Genomic DNA, 15182 nt, shown 5'->3' on the forward strand with positions numbered 1-15182 from the left:
TTGGGGCCCCACCCTTTGTGCCAGGTAAGGCTTTAGTGGGCGTGGTCGCCGCGGTTGTATTCGTAAACCCAACCCAGAACAGCTGCTGCTGCGAAGGGGACGGCTACGAGTACGATCCACCAGTCGATAGCCAAACCTACAACAACGATGGTGCAAGCAACACCGATGAAGAGGGGCCACCATGACCACGGTGAGTAAAAGCCGTAGTCGCCAGCGCCATCAGCGATTTCACCTTCGAGGTTCTCGTAGGGCATGTCGGGGTGCTTCTTGTCGGTGAAGTTCAGGAAGTACCAGAGGAAGAGACACATCACGGCGGTAGCCAGAATCGCGGGGAAACCGGCCCACTCGGTGAAGTCAGTCATCAGACCGTAGACGATGCCAACGGGAATCAGGAAGACGCCGATGAAACCGAAAATCTTTGCAAGAAGTTTCACAGTGGCCTCCTAGTGTGCAGTTGCCTGGCGGGCTGCTGCAGCGATGTCGTTGTTGGTGGACAGTTCAGGGTGGTGCAGGTCAAGTGCAGGACGCTCTGAACGGATACGGGGCAGGGCGGTGAAGTTGTGACGCGGGGGCGGGCAAGAAGTTGCCCATTCCAGTGAGCCACCGAAGCCCCAGGGGTCATCAACCTCAACACGCTTGCCGTTGCGGGCGGTGGTGTAGACGTTCCAGAACCAGGGAATCATGGAGATTGCCAGAATCATGGAGCCTACAGTTGAGAGCTGGTTCATCCAGGTGAAGCCATCTTCAGGCATGTAGTCTGCGTAGCGGCGGGGCATGCCGTCGACACCGAGCCAGTGCTGGATGAGGAAGGTCATGTGGAAGCCGATAAAGAGCAGCCAGAAGTGGATCTTGCCCAGGCGCTCGTTCAGCATCTTGCCGGTGAACTTGGGCCACCAGAAGTAGAGAGCTGCGAACATACCGAAGACGAGGGTACCGAAGATGACGTAGTGGAAGTGAGCGACCACGAAGTAGGAGTCAGACAGGTGGAAGTCCAGCGGCGGGGTTGCCAGGATAACACCGGTGATACCACCGAAGAGGAAGGTAATCAGGAAGCCAATAACCCAGAGCATGGGGGTCTCAAAAGTGATGGAGCCCTGCCACATGGTGCCGATCCAGTTGAAGAACTTCACGCCGGTAGGAATACCAATCAGCATGGTCATGAAAGAGAAGAAGGGCAGCATGACCGCGCCGGTGACGTACATGTGGTGTGCCCACACGGTCACTGACAGAGCCGCGATGGCGATGGTTGCAAAAATCAGACCCTTGTAACCGAAAATCGGCTTACGTGAGAAGACGGGGATGATTTCTGAAACGATGCCGAAGAAGGGCAGAGCCAGAACGTAAACCTCGGGGTGACCGAAGAACCAGAAGAGGTGCTGCCAGAGGACGGCACCACCGTTTTCGGGGTCGAAGATGTGGCCACCGAGACGGCGATCCATACCGAGGGCGAACAGGGCGGACGCCAGCGGCGGGAAGATCATGATGATCAGGATTGCGGTGATTAGGGTGGTCCAGGTGAAGACCGACATGCGCCACATGGTCATGCCGGGGGCGCGCATGCAGAGGATGGTGGTCAGGAAGTTGACACCACCCATGATGGTGCCGAAGCCCTGAAGAGCCAGGCCGAAGATCCAGAGGTCACCGCCGACAGAGGGGCTGTAGGTGGTGCTGTTCAACGGAGCGTAAGCGAACCAGCCGAAGGACGCTGCACCCTGGGGGGTAAGGAAGCCAGCGATGGCTACCAATGAGCCAAACAGGAAGAACCAGAAGGCCAGGGAGTTCAGGCGGGGGAAGGCAACGTCGGGTGCACCAATCTGCAGGGGCACCAGGACGTTAGCAAAACCGGTGAACAGCGGGGTACCAAACATGAGCAGCATCAGAGTGCCGTGCATGGTGAAGAGCTGGTTGAACTGTTCTTTGGTTTCAAGAAACTGCATACCGGGGGTGAAGAGCTCCAGGCGCATAAGCAGAGCCATGACACCGGCAAAGCAGAAGAAAATAAACGCGGCGATCAGGTACATGTACCCGATGGTCTTGTGGTCGGTGGAAGTCAGCCAGTTGACGATGATTCGTCCCTTGGACTTAGGAACCACCCGCGGGACAACGCTACCGGTTGTCTCAGCTGAATACTCAAGAGTAGTCACGGGTTACCTCTTAGTTGTTGGTGTTCATGTTGGGGTTACGGTTGTATTCGTCACCCAGACGGCCAATGTTGCCTTCATCTTCCAGTGACTGGATGTAGGCGTCGTAGTCTTCCTGGCTGACAACTTCAACGTTGAAGAGCATCTCTGAGTGGTACTCACCGCAGAGTTCGGCGCACTTACCCTGGTAACGAGCGGGCTCGGAACCGGTGGTGAAGTACATGTGGTTGGTCATGCCGGGAATGGTGTCACGCTTCTCAAGGAAGGCGGGAATCCAGAAAGAGTGGATGACGTCACGGGACTTGAGCTGCAGGTCTACGGTTGAGTTGACCGGCAGGTAGAGGGTGGGGAGGGTTTCCTCAACTCCTACGTTGCCTTCTTTATCGAGGCGAGCCTGGACGCCAGCGAAGTAGACGTTTTCGTCGAGGTAGTTGAAGTCCCATGCCCACTGCTTACCGTAAACCTCGATGGTGACATCGGCGGTTTCAGACTTGGGAGCGGTGATTTCGCGCTCGGCACGGTCTGAGAAGGTGAAGAAGCTGACGATCAGGATGATCGGGATAGCGGTGTAGAAAATTTCCAGCGGAGCGTGGTAGCTCACCTGGCGGGGGTAGCCGGTTTCGTACTTGCGACGGCGGTAGGCGATGATGCACCAAAGCATGAGGCCCCAGGTCACAAGACCTACAGCCAATGCGGCGATCCATGTACCAATCCAGAGGTCCATGATGGTATCAGCGTTATCGGTTACACCACGCTGAGTGGGCAGCCAGCCCACTGATGCCTGTTCTGAACAACCGGTCAAGAGCAGCGCTGAAACGGCTGTGGCAGCGGCTACTGCCTTGCCCTTAAGCCCCTTGCTGCTGGTTCGATGCTGCGAACTCACAGACGGCCCTTCCTGTAGCGATGTGCGTGTCACCTGGTGCTGCGTGTGGACAGCATTAACCCAGGTGTTAATTCTTTCAATACGAGCTTACCCTCAAACGGGCGTTTCTGGTGACAACCTGTCAATGAACTGACGTGTCATTACATAAGTATTTCATGTTTGGGTGGGCTGAAACAGAAAAGTGGGGGTATGCCGGAGCATACCCCCACCTGTGAAGCGGTCTGGGCGGACGCTTAGTGGAAGGAATCTCCACAGGCGCAGGAGCCTTGGGCGTTGGGGTTATCGATGGAGAAACCCTGCTTCTGAATGGTGTCTTCGAAGTCGATGGTTGAGCCTTCGAGGTAGGGAACACTCATGCGGTCAACAATGACTTCTACGCCGTCGAAGTCGCGGACGGCGTCGCCATCGAGCACGCGCTCATCGAAGTAGAGCTGGTAAATCAGGCCTGAACAACCGCCGGGCTGCACAGCGATGCGCAGGCGCAGGTCGGTGCGTCCTTCCTGCTCAAGCAGGGAACGAACCTTACCGGCTGCAACCTCGGTGAGGTTAACGCCGTGGGTGGGGAGATCTTCAAGTACTGCCTCAGACATGAGCAATCCTTTCGTGGGTTGTTTTGATGTCAATCTTACGCCTCTTGGGTGCGGGGCGCGAGATGTTCGCAATCAAGTGAATTCCCTAGTTGGCGGTGTGAGCTGCTGCCAGCATGAGGGCTTCAGCCAGGATCGCCTTTTGGAAGTCAGGGATGAAGAGGGATTCGTTGGCGCTGTGGGCGCGGGTGTCGGGGTCTTCGATGCCGGTAATCAGGATATGGGCCTCGGGGTAGACCTCGGTGAGGGTCGCAATGAAAGGGATAGACCCGCCCATGCCGGTGGTGACAGGCTCAACTCCCCAGGCCTCCCCCAGCGCCGCCAGGGCTAGCTGGGCGCCGCTGCCAGAAAGGTTGGCCTGGTAGGGCTGGCCGGAGTCTTCGGCACGGTAAGTCACCTCTGCCCCGTGATAGTTGTGGCGGACAAAGTGCTCGGCAAGCGCCCGGTGGGCTGCATCGGGATCCTGGCCGGGGGCCAGACGAACGCTGATGCGCGCCTTGGCTGTGGCAGCAATAGTGTTTGAGGACTCGGCAATCGAGGTGATGTCCATGCCGATGACGGAGATAGCGGGCTGGGACCAGAGGCGGGAGGAGATGGAGCCCTGACCTGCCAGTTTCATGCTGTCGAGAATGCCAGAATCGGTGCGGAAATCAGCCTCAGGGTATTCAACGTCAGGTTCAGGTGCAGTAACCAAACCTTCAACTGCAACTGAACCTTGAGTATCGTGCAGGGTGGCTAGTAGCTGGATAAGGACGGTATTGGCGTCCAGCAGAGGCCCTCCGAACATGCCGGAGTGAACCGAGTGGCTGCTCACACGTACAGAAATATCACCACTCGCTACACCACGTAGGCCCGCGGTAAGGGCCGGTACACCGGTTTTCCAGTTAGCCGAGTCTGCTACAACGATGTAGTCGCCAGCAAGCTTGTCGCGGTAGGTATGCAGGAAGCTATCAAAGCTGGGTGAACCAGCTTCTTCCTCACCCTCGATAAAGAGGGTAACGCCAACTTTAAAGTCGTCGCCCAGTACTTCACGCGCAGCCTTAAAAGCGGCCAGATGGGCGATGACGCCGGCCTTGTCGTCCGCAGCTCCGCGGCCGTAGAGGCGATCGCCCTTGCGAGTGGCGACAAAAGGCTCGGTCTCCCAGAGGGAGCGGTCGCCAGCTGGCTGCACATCGTGGTGGGCGTACAGCAAGAAGGTGGGTAAACCAGGTGCAGCCGGTGAGTGGGCTACGACCGCAGGCATACCCTGCTGGCCTTCCCCGTAGGTTGCTGAGAGGATCTCAACGCTTTCAAAACCGGCGTCCTCAGCCAGGCTCTTCACCTTTTCAGCACTGCGCTGTACTTCGGTAAGATCAAAAGACTCCCAGGCGACAGAAGGAATGGCGACGAGCTCAGCTAGATGTTCAAGCTGAGCTTCAAAGTTCTCTTCGATGTAGGTTGCTAGAGCCGGGCGGGCAGAAAAATCAAAATCGTGTGTTGTCATACATCTCAGAATACGCTCTGACTGTATATCTACGCACGAACTTGGTTATTCTTAAGGAGTGTTTGGTCGTAATAAGAAATCATCAGAAAATGCTGGTTCTGTGGTTGCCGACGCTACCCCGGTAACAAACGAAACCCCTGAAACCACCCAGCCAGGGTATACCGCGCCCAAGGGGCGTCCTACCCCTTCCCGTAAAGAACGTGAAGCTGCCCGCCGCACTCCCCTGGTTCCCGCAGATCGCAAGGCTGCAAAGAACGCCCAGCGTGAAGCTGACCGTGAGTTCCGGGCAAAGCAGCAGCAGGCCCTGCAAACCGGCGATGAGCGCTACCTGCCCGCCAACGATCGTGGCCCCCAGCGCCGCTACATCCGTGACTACGTTGATGCCCGTTTCAACGTAGGTGACATCATGATTATCGTCATCCTGGCTGTCTTTATCGTGGGCCTTTTCTCCCCCAGCATGCAGCAGTACACCATCTTGCTGATGTGGGGCATGATTCTGCTCTGGGTCATCGACTACATGATTATGTGGCGCGGGCTCAAGAAGAAGTTGACCGAAAAGTTTGGCTCCATTGAGCCCCGCTCCGGCTTCTACGCCTTCAACCGCGTCATGATGCTTCGTCGCTTCCGCCTGCCCAAGCCTCAGGTTAAGCGCGGCGAATACCCCAAGTAAGGACAGAGCGGAGTAAATCCGCTAGCTTTCAACCTTAAATTCAAAGGGGCGCTACCTCTTGCAAGAGGTAGCGCCCCTTTGTGTCATGATCTCACGTGTCTAGTCTAGCGGGTTTTCCGCAATTTCAATAGTCCACGATTAATATGAGTTGCCCACAGGGGGCCTTCGTAGATAAAAGCAGAGTAACCCTGCACCAGATTGGCGCCCGCATCCAGGCGGTCGGCGACGTCCTGAGCGGTGGTAACTCCACCTACCGAGATAAGTGCCAGCTCGTCCCCCACCTCAGCTTTCAGCAGGCGGAGGACCTCAAGGGAACGCTTCTTGAGGGGCTCGCCTGAGAGGCCACCCGCACCAATTTCCTCAACCTTAGCTTGAGGGCTAACCAGGCCCAGCCCATCACGGGCAATCGTGGTGTTCGTGGCAATAATGCCATCTAGCCCCAGACGCAGAGCCATCGCGGCAACGTCCTTAATATCTTCATCGGCCAGATCAGGAGCAATCTTCACAACCAGGGGCACACGGCGGCCCTGCACTACGCGGTCGGCTTCAGCACGTATAGCCTCAAGTAGAGGTTCAAGAGTCTCAATCGCCTGAAGGTCACGCAGCCCCGGGGTATTCGGCGAGCTGACATTCACAGCGAGATAGTCAGCCTGGGGTGCAAGAACCCGAGTGCTCACCAGGTAGTCCTCGATGGCGTCCTCAAGGGCTACCACCTTGCTTTTACCGATATTGACACCAATGACGGGGCGTACCTTACCCCGATATTCGGCTTCAAGATCAGCGCGGGCAGCTGCAACACGAGGCCCAGCTGCTGCCGCACCGTCGTTATTGAAGCCCATTCGATTAATAATGGCCTTATCATCTACCAGGCGGAAAAGACGGGGCTGGGGGTTGCCCGGCTGAGCCTGACCGGTAATCGTACCGATTTCAATATGCCCAAAGCCCAGGTTGCCAAGCGCCGGAATTGCTTTACCGCCCTTATCAAAACCAGCGGCAACACCGAAGGGGGAAGGGAAAGTAAGGCCCATGACCTCGGTAGCCAGTGACGGGTGAGGCGCAAAGTAGCGACCCCCCAGACGAGAAATACCGGTGCGGCGAAGGGTCTGCACCCCCCACATGCCCACATGGTGCGCCTTCTCAGCGTCCATGGGTTTGAAGAAGAGTTTGAACAGGGTTGGGTAGATCCGCATATCGGACCCCTTTCAGCCGCGGCTTTCGCCTAGTGTGGGAGGAAACTTAGGGTTGGGTCACCTTATCAACAGCCCCACCGTAGCGGCGGTCACGGCGGGCGTATTCTTCTACCGCCTGCCACAGCACCGTACGGTCAACATCGGGCCAGAGCACGTTCATAAAGACCATCTCGGCATAGGCACTCTGCCAGAGAAGGAAGTTAGAGAAACGCTGTTCACCAGAGGTGCGGAGGAAAAGATCAACGTCGGGCAGGTCGGGCTCGTCGAGGTATTTCTGGAAGATTTTTTCGTTGATGTGCTTGGGCTTGAGGCGGCCGGCTGCTACGTCCTCGGCAATCAGTGCTGCGGCGTCCGCAATTTCTGCCCTACCCCCGTAGTTGACGCACATGGTCAGGGTGCATAGGGTGTTGTGCCTGGTTTCTTCTTCGCACTTTTCGAGCAGGTTGATGACCGACTTCCAGAGCTTGGGCCGCCGGCCAGCCCAGCGGATGCGAACCCCCCAGCTTTTGAGGGTCTCTAGCTGACGTTCTAGAACCTCAGAAGAGAACCGCATAAGGAAGGCGACCTCGTCGGGGCTGCGGCGCCAGTTCTCGGTTGAAAAGGCGTAGGCAGAAACATAGGGAATACCCATTTCGATAGCACCAGCTACTACATCGAGCAGGGCTGCTTCACCGGCTCGGTGGCCCTCATTGCGGGGTAGGCCGCGTTCGTTGGCCCAGCGTCCGTTGCCATCCATCACCACGGCCACGTGCTGGGGCACGAACTTGCGCGGAATCGCAGGGGCTACGGCTCCGCTGGGGTGGCTGTAGGGCTTCACCGGTGTCATCTACTAGATTTCCTTCTCTAGGGTAGTCAGGGTTTTGAGCGGCCGTTCAAGCTGCCACTGCACATAGTCCATGATATGCCGTTCTGCCCTCTGCCGGAGTGCGGGCGGGTGCTCGTTCAAAACGCCGGGCCAGTCGCCGGTGGCTAGAGCTGCTAAATAGGCCGGTTCTTCAGGAGCCAAGGGACTGAGCTGGGGGAAGTCCCCGGTGCGCGCACACCCGGTACACAGCACCCCCAGGGAGGGGGAAATATAGGTGAGGTTATCCAGACTACCGCAGGCGGCACAGGCACCAATGGCCATGCTCCAGCCCGCCCTGTGCAGGGCTCGTAGCAGGTAGGAATCAAGGACGCGGTGGGGCGGGTAGGTGCCCCGCGCTAGGGCTGAGAGGGCGCCGGCTAACAGCGTGAACTGCTCCTCTAAGCGCTCTTGCTCGTGGTTGAGAAGTTGCTCTGCCACCTCTGCTAAGACAGCCGCGACCGTGTAGCGGGTGTAGTCGTTGATAATCGGCCCCAAATAGGCACGGCGAGTAACAACCTGCGAAATTGTGGCGAGGTTTTTGCCGGGGACCGCCGAAATATCGACCAGCATAAAGGGCTCAAGCCGGGCACCAATCTTTGAGCTACTCTTGCGAACTCCCTTGGCTACTGCGTGCAGAATCCCCCGCTGCCGGGTAGCCAGGATAATAATGCGGTCGTGCTCCCCCAAATCCTGGGTGCGTAAAACAATAGCGCTATCACGAATGGTCTTAGTCGTAGATAGCGCTGAAGTCACGTCTTTATTCTCCCACATTCAGTGTGCCAGGTCTCTACCTTGGTCTGTTATACGGGGCACTGTCAAAAGGTGGGCCGTGCCGGTTGTCCCGGCACGGCCCACACTTATGCTCTACTCAGCAGCGTCGCGCAGTGCGCGGTTCACCGCTGAAATCATCGCCTTGAGTGAAGCACGGGTAGTTGAACTGTCGATACCGACACCCCACAGCACCCTGCTCCCCACCGCTGCCTCAATGTACGAGGCTGCCTGGGCGCTCGCAGCAGAAGCCAGGGTGTGCTCCGAGTAGTCGAGCACGCGGACGTCCACGCCCTCCTTGGCCAAAATTGACTGCAGGGCTTCGATGGGGCCGCTACCCTGACCCACTCGGTTGTAGGTATGGCCAGCAATATTCAGGCCAACCCGCATGGTGGTCTCGCCGTGCTCCTCAGAGTCAATGGAGAGCGATTCAATGCGGTACTTGCCCCAGCGGGCGTCCGCTTCCCTGCTCGGCAGGTACTCATCGGCAAAAATATCCCACAGGGCCTTGCTCTCAACCTCACCGCCCTGGGCATCGGTCTGAGCCTGCACAATAGCAGAGAACTCCTGCTGGGCGCGCTTGGGCAAATCGAGCCCAAAGTCCTTCTTGAGCAGATAGGCCACACCGCCCTTGCCCGACTGGGAGTTCACACGAATCACAGCCTCGTAGGTACGGCCCAGATCCTTGGGGTCAATGGGCAGGTAGGGAACAGCCCAAACCAAATCATCGACGCTCTTACCCTGCTCAGCAGCGTCCTTCTCCATGCGCTCGAAGCCCTTCTTGATGGCGTCCTGGTGCGAGCCTGAGAAGGCGGTAAAGACCAGGTTGCCGCCGTAGGGGGAACGCTCGTGAACGGGCAGCTGGTTACAGTACTCAACGGTTCGACGAATCTCGTCGATATCGGAGAAATCAATTTCGGGGTCGATACCCTGGGTGTACATGTTCAGACCCAGGGTAATCAGGTCAACGTTACCGGTGCGCTCACCGTTGCCAAAGAGGCAGCCCTCGATACGGTCTGCGCCGGCCAGATAGCCCAGCTCAGCCGCAGCTACACCGGTACCCCGGTCATTGTGGGGGTGCAGGGAGAGAATGACGTGCTCCCGGTTGGTCAGGTTGCGGCTGACCCACTCTACGGAGTCGGCATACACGTTAGGGGTAGCCATCTCAACGGTGGCCGGAAGATTGATGATAACCTCGTTGCCCTCTCCAATACCCAGCTCATCGGTGACAGCGTTGCAGACCCGCACCGCGTACTCCAGCTCGGTGCCGGTGAAGGACTCAGGTGAGTACTCGTAGGTGATCTTGGTGTCGCCAGCTAGCTGCTCTTCGTACTTCTTGCAGAGACGGGCACCGGTGAGGGCGATGTCCAAGATACCGTCCTGGTCCTGGTTGAAAACCACGCGGCGCTGCAGCACAGAGGTGGAGTTGTAGAAGTGGACGATAGCCTTGGGAGCCCCGTCGATGGCCTCAAAAGTCTTCTGGATCAGGTGCTCACGGCACTGCACCAGCACCTGAATGGTGACGTCGTTGGGAATGTGGCCCTCTTCGATGAGGGTACGTACGAAGTTAAAGTCGGTGGCTGAAGCTGAGGGGAAGCCGACCTCAATTTCCTTGTAGCCCATCTTGACCAAGAGCTTGAACATGGCTAGCTTGCGCTCGGTATCCATGGGGTCAATCAGGGCCTGGTTGCCGTCACGCAAATCGACAGCGCACCAGCGGGGGGCCTTTGTCATGGTCTTGTCAGGCCAGGTGCGGTCGGGCAGGGAAACCTGAATCTGCTGGTCAAAGGGCACATACTTGTGTGCGGGCATGGGTGAGGGCTTCTGAAAGTTTTTCATCGTGATGACCTTAGATGTTGAGAGCGGTGAGGAAGGGGGGGCGTCCCGGGTAGCACTGACCCGTATCGAAGCTACACCCGGGGCGCTTCGATACGGCAGATAAGGAGTACCAGTGTCATCTCACTCATACTGTCACGGTATCACGCAGAGACGGGGGGGGGCGGCACCCGCCCCCGCCCCCCCACGAGAATGAACCCCGGGGGGGGTGGGTAAATCACGCAACGTCCCCGTTAAGCCCGCGGCGGGGGGGGCGGACCCCCCGGCCCCCCCCCCGTCCACTATATGGAACCGCTGGGTGGGTGCTTAGTAGCTGAAGGACTGCTGGCAGGTTACCTGGTCGGCAGTCTGACCGGTAGCCCCGGCCGCGATTTCAGTGGTAGGAGCGGCGATAGTATCGCTCTCAGCCAGGTCCTCGCCCAGAATGACAGCTATACCCACATAAAGGTCTGAGGGAATCAGCGAGGTGATACCGAAGAGGTCAGCAATAGCCTGAGCCTCAGCGTCGTAGCCGTAGGGGTAGTAAATTGCCGACTCGGTGTAGACCGCATCAGTGGTATCTATCGTGACTGAGGTGAAGCCAGCCTGCTCAATCTTGGGAGCTAGCTCTTCGGCCCGGTTTTCATCACCGGTGGCGTCGGTGACACTCACCCCCAGGGAGTAGGCCAGTTCAACGGCAGGTGCGGACGATTCACTTGCGCTGGCAGTGGCAGCGGGGGCAGGCTCGACCAGGGATTCATCACTCTGAAGTTTGGTGAAGAAAGCCTCTGCATCAGCAGAGAGCTGGAGCTTGTTCTCGTCGTAGACGTAGGGCTCGTTCGGGACGGTTGCAAAGACGACCTTGCTCAGGTCGATGTTGGCAAAGATAGAGCCGATGCTTACCAGATTACCCAGGTTAGTCAGTTCCTTATCGACTGTGACGTTCTGGGTAATAGCTTCAGCGATGTTGAGTAGCATGGCCGGGTTAGTGAGAGTTCCTTCAGCCTGGACCTTCCGCAGCAGGGAGGCCAGGAAGCTCTGCTGAGCCTGGATGCGGGCGGTATCGCTACCGTCGCCGAAGCCGTGACGAGAACGTAGGAAGGCCAGGGCCTGTTCACCCTCAACACTTGAGGTTCCGGCGGGGAGCTTGAGCCCGCTGTAGGTGTCGTCAATCGGCTCGGTCACACAGACCTCAACGCCACCCACGACGCTCGATAGGGCTTTGACGGCGTTAAAGTCCACCAGCATGAAGTGGTCGATAGCCACGCCAGTGAGATTGCTGATTGTGGCCACGGTGCAGCCGGGACCGCCGCGTTCGAGAGACTCGTTAATCTGGGTTTCTTCGGTGGCCGGGTAGACTTCGCCCGTCTCAGCGTCGGTGCACTTGGGAATATCGACCATGAGGTCGCGGGGAAAGGAGATGACGTTGACGTTTGAACGGTCTTCGCTCACCTGAACCAGCATCATCACATCGGAACGGGCCCCGGATGCGGCGTCCTCAGCAGTACCGTAGGCCCCGTTGTTACCGGCACGGGTATCGGAACCAATCACGAGAATATCGAGAGGTCCACTGGCAAGGTTCGACGACAGCTCACCAATGTTCATCTCGGCGGTCTGCACGTTGCTGCGCAAACGCACCAGGGCAAAACCGCTAAAGGCAACCACCATAGCGAGAAGGGCAACGCACGAGAGTGCTATCCACTTGACCCGCTGGGACTTAAGGGGCTGGTTGCTCATATGACGCCCCAGGGGCGTAACAACTCGCTGCGGGGGCTGACCCTGTGGCGCCATAAAAGGTATCTCCGATTCGTCTACGGTACGGGGGTGACCGATTCTTCAGCCCAGCTTAGGGGTAAAACTGGGAGGAAACTCCTGATAAGAGGGGAAAACTTAGAAGCCCAGCTTGCCCAGCGCACGGGGGTCGCGCTGCCAGTCCTTGGCAACCTTCACGTGAATGGAGAGGAAGACCTTGGTACCGAGCAGGGCCTCGATGTTCTTACGGGCAGTTTGACCGATTTCTTTCAGGCGAGTTCCCCGCTTGCCAATGATAATCCCCTTTTGGGAGTCTCGCTCCACAAAGAGATTCACGTGAATATCGAGCAGGGGGTTATCCTCGCTACGGCCCTCGCGCAGTTCCATCTCTTCAACGGTGACGGCTACCGAGTGGGGCAGCTCGTCCTGCACGCCTTCCAGAGCCGCTTCTCGCACCAGTTCAGCTACCAGGGTGGCCTCAGGCTCGTCGGTCAGCTCGCCGGTGGGGTACAGAGGGGGTGAGTCAGGCAGGTAGGAGGAAAGGAGCTTCGCGACCTCTTCTACCTGGTAGTCCTTGACCGCAGAAACCGGGATGATATCTGCCCAGCCGCCACGGCCGTCATTAACGGGAACAGGCGCAGCCTTACCCTTCTCGCGAGTAGCGGCCGGGCCGCTGCCCTTACGGAAGGGAAGCTCCTCCCCCTTCTTCTTGCGTTCCTGACGTTCGCGGCGCTGCTGGCGGGCAGCCCGCTCAGCGCTCATAATCTCGTCGCCCAGCGCCGAAACGGCAAGAAGCTGCTCGGTCAGCTGCTCATGGCCCACCTTATCGGCCTTGGTGACGATAGCTACGATGGGCTTGTTGCCCGAGGCCGCTAGCTGCTGCGCAATGTAGCGGTCACCGGGACCGATTTTTTCGTCGGCAGGAATGCAGAAACCAATGACGTCGACCTCAGAGAGCGTCTGCGCCACCATGTCGTTCAGACGCTCACCTAGCAGGGTACGGGGGCGGTGCAGGCCGGGGGTATCAACCAGCACCAGCTGGAAGTCCTCACGGTGCACAATACCGCGGATGGTGTGGCGGGTAGTCTGCGGGCGGTTGGAGGTAATAGCGACCTTCTGCCCGACCAGCGCATTGGTGAGGGTTGACTTACCGGCGTTGGGGCGGCCTACCAGAACGGCAAAGCCCGCAGTATAGTCGTCGGGGAAGGAAGCAAACTCCATGCAGATACTCCAATGATGGGATTAAGTAATGTCTTGGCTTTACTTTACAGGGTGTTGCAGCGCGGGGTCTGCCCAAACAGAGAGTGTGCCAATCTTATTGCGGCGCCCACGAGAACCAATGGCCTTAATGTGAATGCCCTCAACAACAACTTCGCTGCCGATAATCGGTACCCGGCCCAGATGCTTAGCTAGCAGACCGCCGACCGTATCAACGTCTTCATCATCAAGTTCTAGGCCGAAGAGCTCGCCCAGCTCCCAGATGCTCAGGCGGGAACTAATCTTGAAGGTACCGTCCTCTTGCAGGGTAATTTCGGGCTTCTCGTTGTCGTACTCGTCAGAGATATCGCCGACCAGTTCTTCAATGAGATCTTCTAGGGTTACAAGACCGGCGGTTCCGCCGTACTCATCAACGACCACTGCGACGTGGGTAGACTCACGTTGCATTTCCTTGAGCAGATCCATCACGCGCTTGGATTCTGGCTCATAGCGGACCGGGCGCATGAGAGAGGTAATGCCCAGGCTCTCAAGGTTTGCCCCTGCCTCGCGTGAGGCGGCCAGGGCGTCCTTGAGGTAGAGCATGCCACGCACATCATCAAAGGACTCCCCCAACACCGGCACACGGGAGTAGCCCGACCGCAAGAAGAGGGAGATAGCATCGTCCAGGCTTTCGGTCACGTCAACCGTCACCATATCGGCACGCGGTACCATAATTGAGCGGATGCGGGTCTCATCGAGTTCAAAGATGGACTGCACCATCTCGGCCTCGTCGTCCTCAATAGCCTCAGAAGAGCTGGCGCGGTCAACGAACTCAAGAATCTCATCTTCAGTGAAGATGCCGGTAACCTGCTCGGAGTCCTTGGGGCTGACCTTGCGGGACAGGGCGGTGAGAGCGGACGAGAAGGGGCGGGTCAGCACGCCCAGCCCGTAGACCACCCCGGCCATCGCCGAGAAGACCTGGGTGTGCTTGGTGCGGCCTACCAGGCGGGGGGCGACCCCGAAGAAGGCAAAGACCACAACGGTCATGACCAGCAGGGTGACCAGGATGCTCACCCAGGTGCGGCTGAACAGGTCGTGGACCAGCAGGAAGAAACAGACGACCGAAGACACCTCAGCCAGAACCCGCCAGATACGCAGGGAGCGGAAGTAGGGCTCGGGGTCAGCGAGAATAGCCCGAATACTCTTGTTCTCGGGCTCCTCCCCCAGGCGCTGGGCCTCAGAGCGGGGCAGGTAGGTGTAGGACGACTCAACGGCGGTGAGCAGGTAGCCCACTAGGACTAAGAGTAGGACGGCGCAGGCCAGCAGAGCAGAAGAAAGCACCGGTTAGTGCCTCGTTTCTACAGGTGCCGGGCGCCCCAGGAACTCTTCAAGAATGGTGCGCTGAATACCGAACATTTCAGCCTCTTCTTCCGCCGTAGCGTGGTCATAGCCCAGGCAATGGAGGATGCCATGGGTGGTGAGCAGGCAGAGCTCATCGAGGGTGCTGTGGCCGGCGTCTGCCCCTTGGCGGGCGGCAACGGGCGGGCACAAGACAATATCGCCGAGGACGCCGGTGGCCGGCTCCTCGTCGGTACCGGGGGTCAGCTCGTCCATGGGGAAGCTCATCACGTCGGTGGGGCCGGGCAGGTCCATCCAATCGATGTGGATGCGCTCCATTTCGCTTTCGCCCACAATAGCGATAGACAGCTCGGTATCGGGTGAAACCTTCATGTGAGTAAAGGCGTGGGCTACCAGCTTCTCCAGCACACCGGTATCGACAGCCTCAAAAGACTCACGCACAAAGTCGCTCGCCTCTGCGCCGGGCTCTTCAATATCAAACTCAATATTCACG

The 15182-nt window shown here is 58.3% G+C and carries 14 protein-coding genes; 1 reads left to right on the forward strand and 13 read right to left on the reverse strand.

The features are described 5' to 3' along the window. Positions 1-32 precede the first annotated feature (32 nt). The 5 genes from VSX42_RS03610 to VSX42_RS03630 form a co-directional block, all read right to left on the reverse strand. Complete coding sequence (locus VSX42_RS03610; RefSeq protein WP_326503007.1) at positions 33-434, reverse strand: cytochrome c oxidase subunit 4; 402 nt, start codon at positions 432-434, stop codon at positions 33-35. 9 nt (positions 435-443) lie between these two features. Continuing rightward, positions 444-2144 carry a cytochrome c oxidase subunit I gene (gene ctaD / locus VSX42_RS03615; RefSeq protein ID WP_326503008.1) on the reverse strand — a complete coding sequence of 567 codons (1701 nt, stop codon included), beginning with the start codon at positions 2142-2144 and terminating at the stop codon, positions 444-446. Positions 2145-2154: 10 nt separating this feature from the next. Further along, positions 2155-3024 (reverse strand): cytochrome c oxidase subunit II, encoded by an 870-nt coding sequence (coxB, locus tag VSX42_RS03620; RefSeq protein ID WP_237205234.1) that lies wholly within the window; start codon positions 3022-3024, stop codon positions 2155-2157. Between the two features lie 233 nt (positions 3025-3257). Then, positions 3258-3614 carry a HesB/IscA family protein gene (locus VSX42_RS03625; RefSeq protein WP_237185683.1) on the reverse strand — a complete coding sequence of 119 codons (357 nt, stop codon included), beginning with the start codon at positions 3612-3614 and terminating at the stop codon, positions 3258-3260. Between the two features lie 85 nt (positions 3615-3699). Next, complete coding sequence (locus tag VSX42_RS03630) at positions 3700-5094, reverse strand: M20/M25/M40 family metallo-hydrolase (RefSeq protein ID WP_326503009.1); 1395 nt, start codon at positions 5092-5094, stop codon at positions 3700-3702. Positions 5095-5194: 100 nt separating this feature from the next. Between VSX42_RS03630 and VSX42_RS03635 the strand changes: the two genes are divergently transcribed. Beyond that, positions 5195-5764: a DUF3043 domain-containing protein gene (locus VSX42_RS03635; protein WP_326503010.1), complete on the forward strand. Its 570-nt coding sequence runs from the start codon at positions 5195-5197 to the stop codon at positions 5762-5764. A 104-nt stretch (positions 5765-5868) separates the two neighbouring features. On the opposite strand, the gene VSX42_RS03640 is transcribed toward VSX42_RS03635, so the two are convergent. The 8 genes from VSX42_RS03640 to ybeY form a co-directional block, all read right to left on the reverse strand. Continuing rightward, a complete protein-coding gene (locus VSX42_RS03640) occupies positions 5869-6954 on the reverse strand; it encodes a quinone-dependent dihydroorotate dehydrogenase (protein WP_326503011.1) in 1086 nt (361 codons plus the stop codon). 46 nt (positions 6955-7000) lie between these two features. Then, a complete protein-coding gene (locus VSX42_RS03645) occupies positions 7001-7780 on the reverse strand; it encodes an isoprenyl transferase (protein ID WP_326503012.1) in 780 nt (259 codons plus the stop codon). A 3-nt stretch (positions 7781-7783) separates the two neighbouring features. After that, positions 7784-8551: a DNA repair protein RecO gene (gene recO, locus VSX42_RS03650; protein WP_326503013.1), complete on the reverse strand. Its 768-nt coding sequence runs from the start codon at positions 8549-8551 to the stop codon at positions 7784-7786. Positions 8552-8662: 111 nt separating this feature from the next. Then, on the reverse strand, positions 8663-10405 hold the full coding sequence (leuA, locus tag VSX42_RS03655; RefSeq protein ID WP_326503014.1) for a 2-isopropylmalate synthase: 1743 nt from the start codon (positions 10403-10405) through the stop codon (positions 8663-8665). Between the two features lie 303 nt (positions 10406-10708). Beyond that, a complete protein-coding gene (locus VSX42_RS03660) occupies positions 10709-12118 on the reverse strand; it encodes an LCP family protein (RefSeq protein WP_326503015.1) in 1410 nt (469 codons plus the stop codon). Between the two features lie 153 nt (positions 12119-12271). Continuing rightward, positions 12272-13354 (reverse strand): GTPase Era, encoded by a 1083-nt coding sequence (locus VSX42_RS03665; RefSeq protein WP_326503016.1) that lies wholly within the window; start codon positions 13352-13354, stop codon positions 12272-12274. Between the two features lie 39 nt (positions 13355-13393). Further along, the gene (locus VSX42_RS03670; protein ID WP_326503017.1) at positions 13394-14671 is read right to left on the reverse strand and encodes a hemolysin family protein; all 1278 of its coding nucleotides are present in this window, start codon (positions 14669-14671) and stop codon (positions 13394-13396) included. Positions 14672-14674: 3 nt separating this feature from the next. Further along, positions 14675-15181 (reverse strand): rRNA maturation RNase YbeY, encoded by a 507-nt coding sequence (gene ybeY / locus VSX42_RS03675; RefSeq protein ID WP_326503018.1) that lies wholly within the window; start codon positions 15179-15181, stop codon positions 14675-14677. Position 15182: the final 1 nt, after the last annotated feature.

Source organism: Rothia nasimurium (assembly GCF_035916755.1).
Classification (GTDB): Bacteria; Actinomycetota; Actinomycetes; order Actinomycetales; family Micrococcaceae; genus Rothia.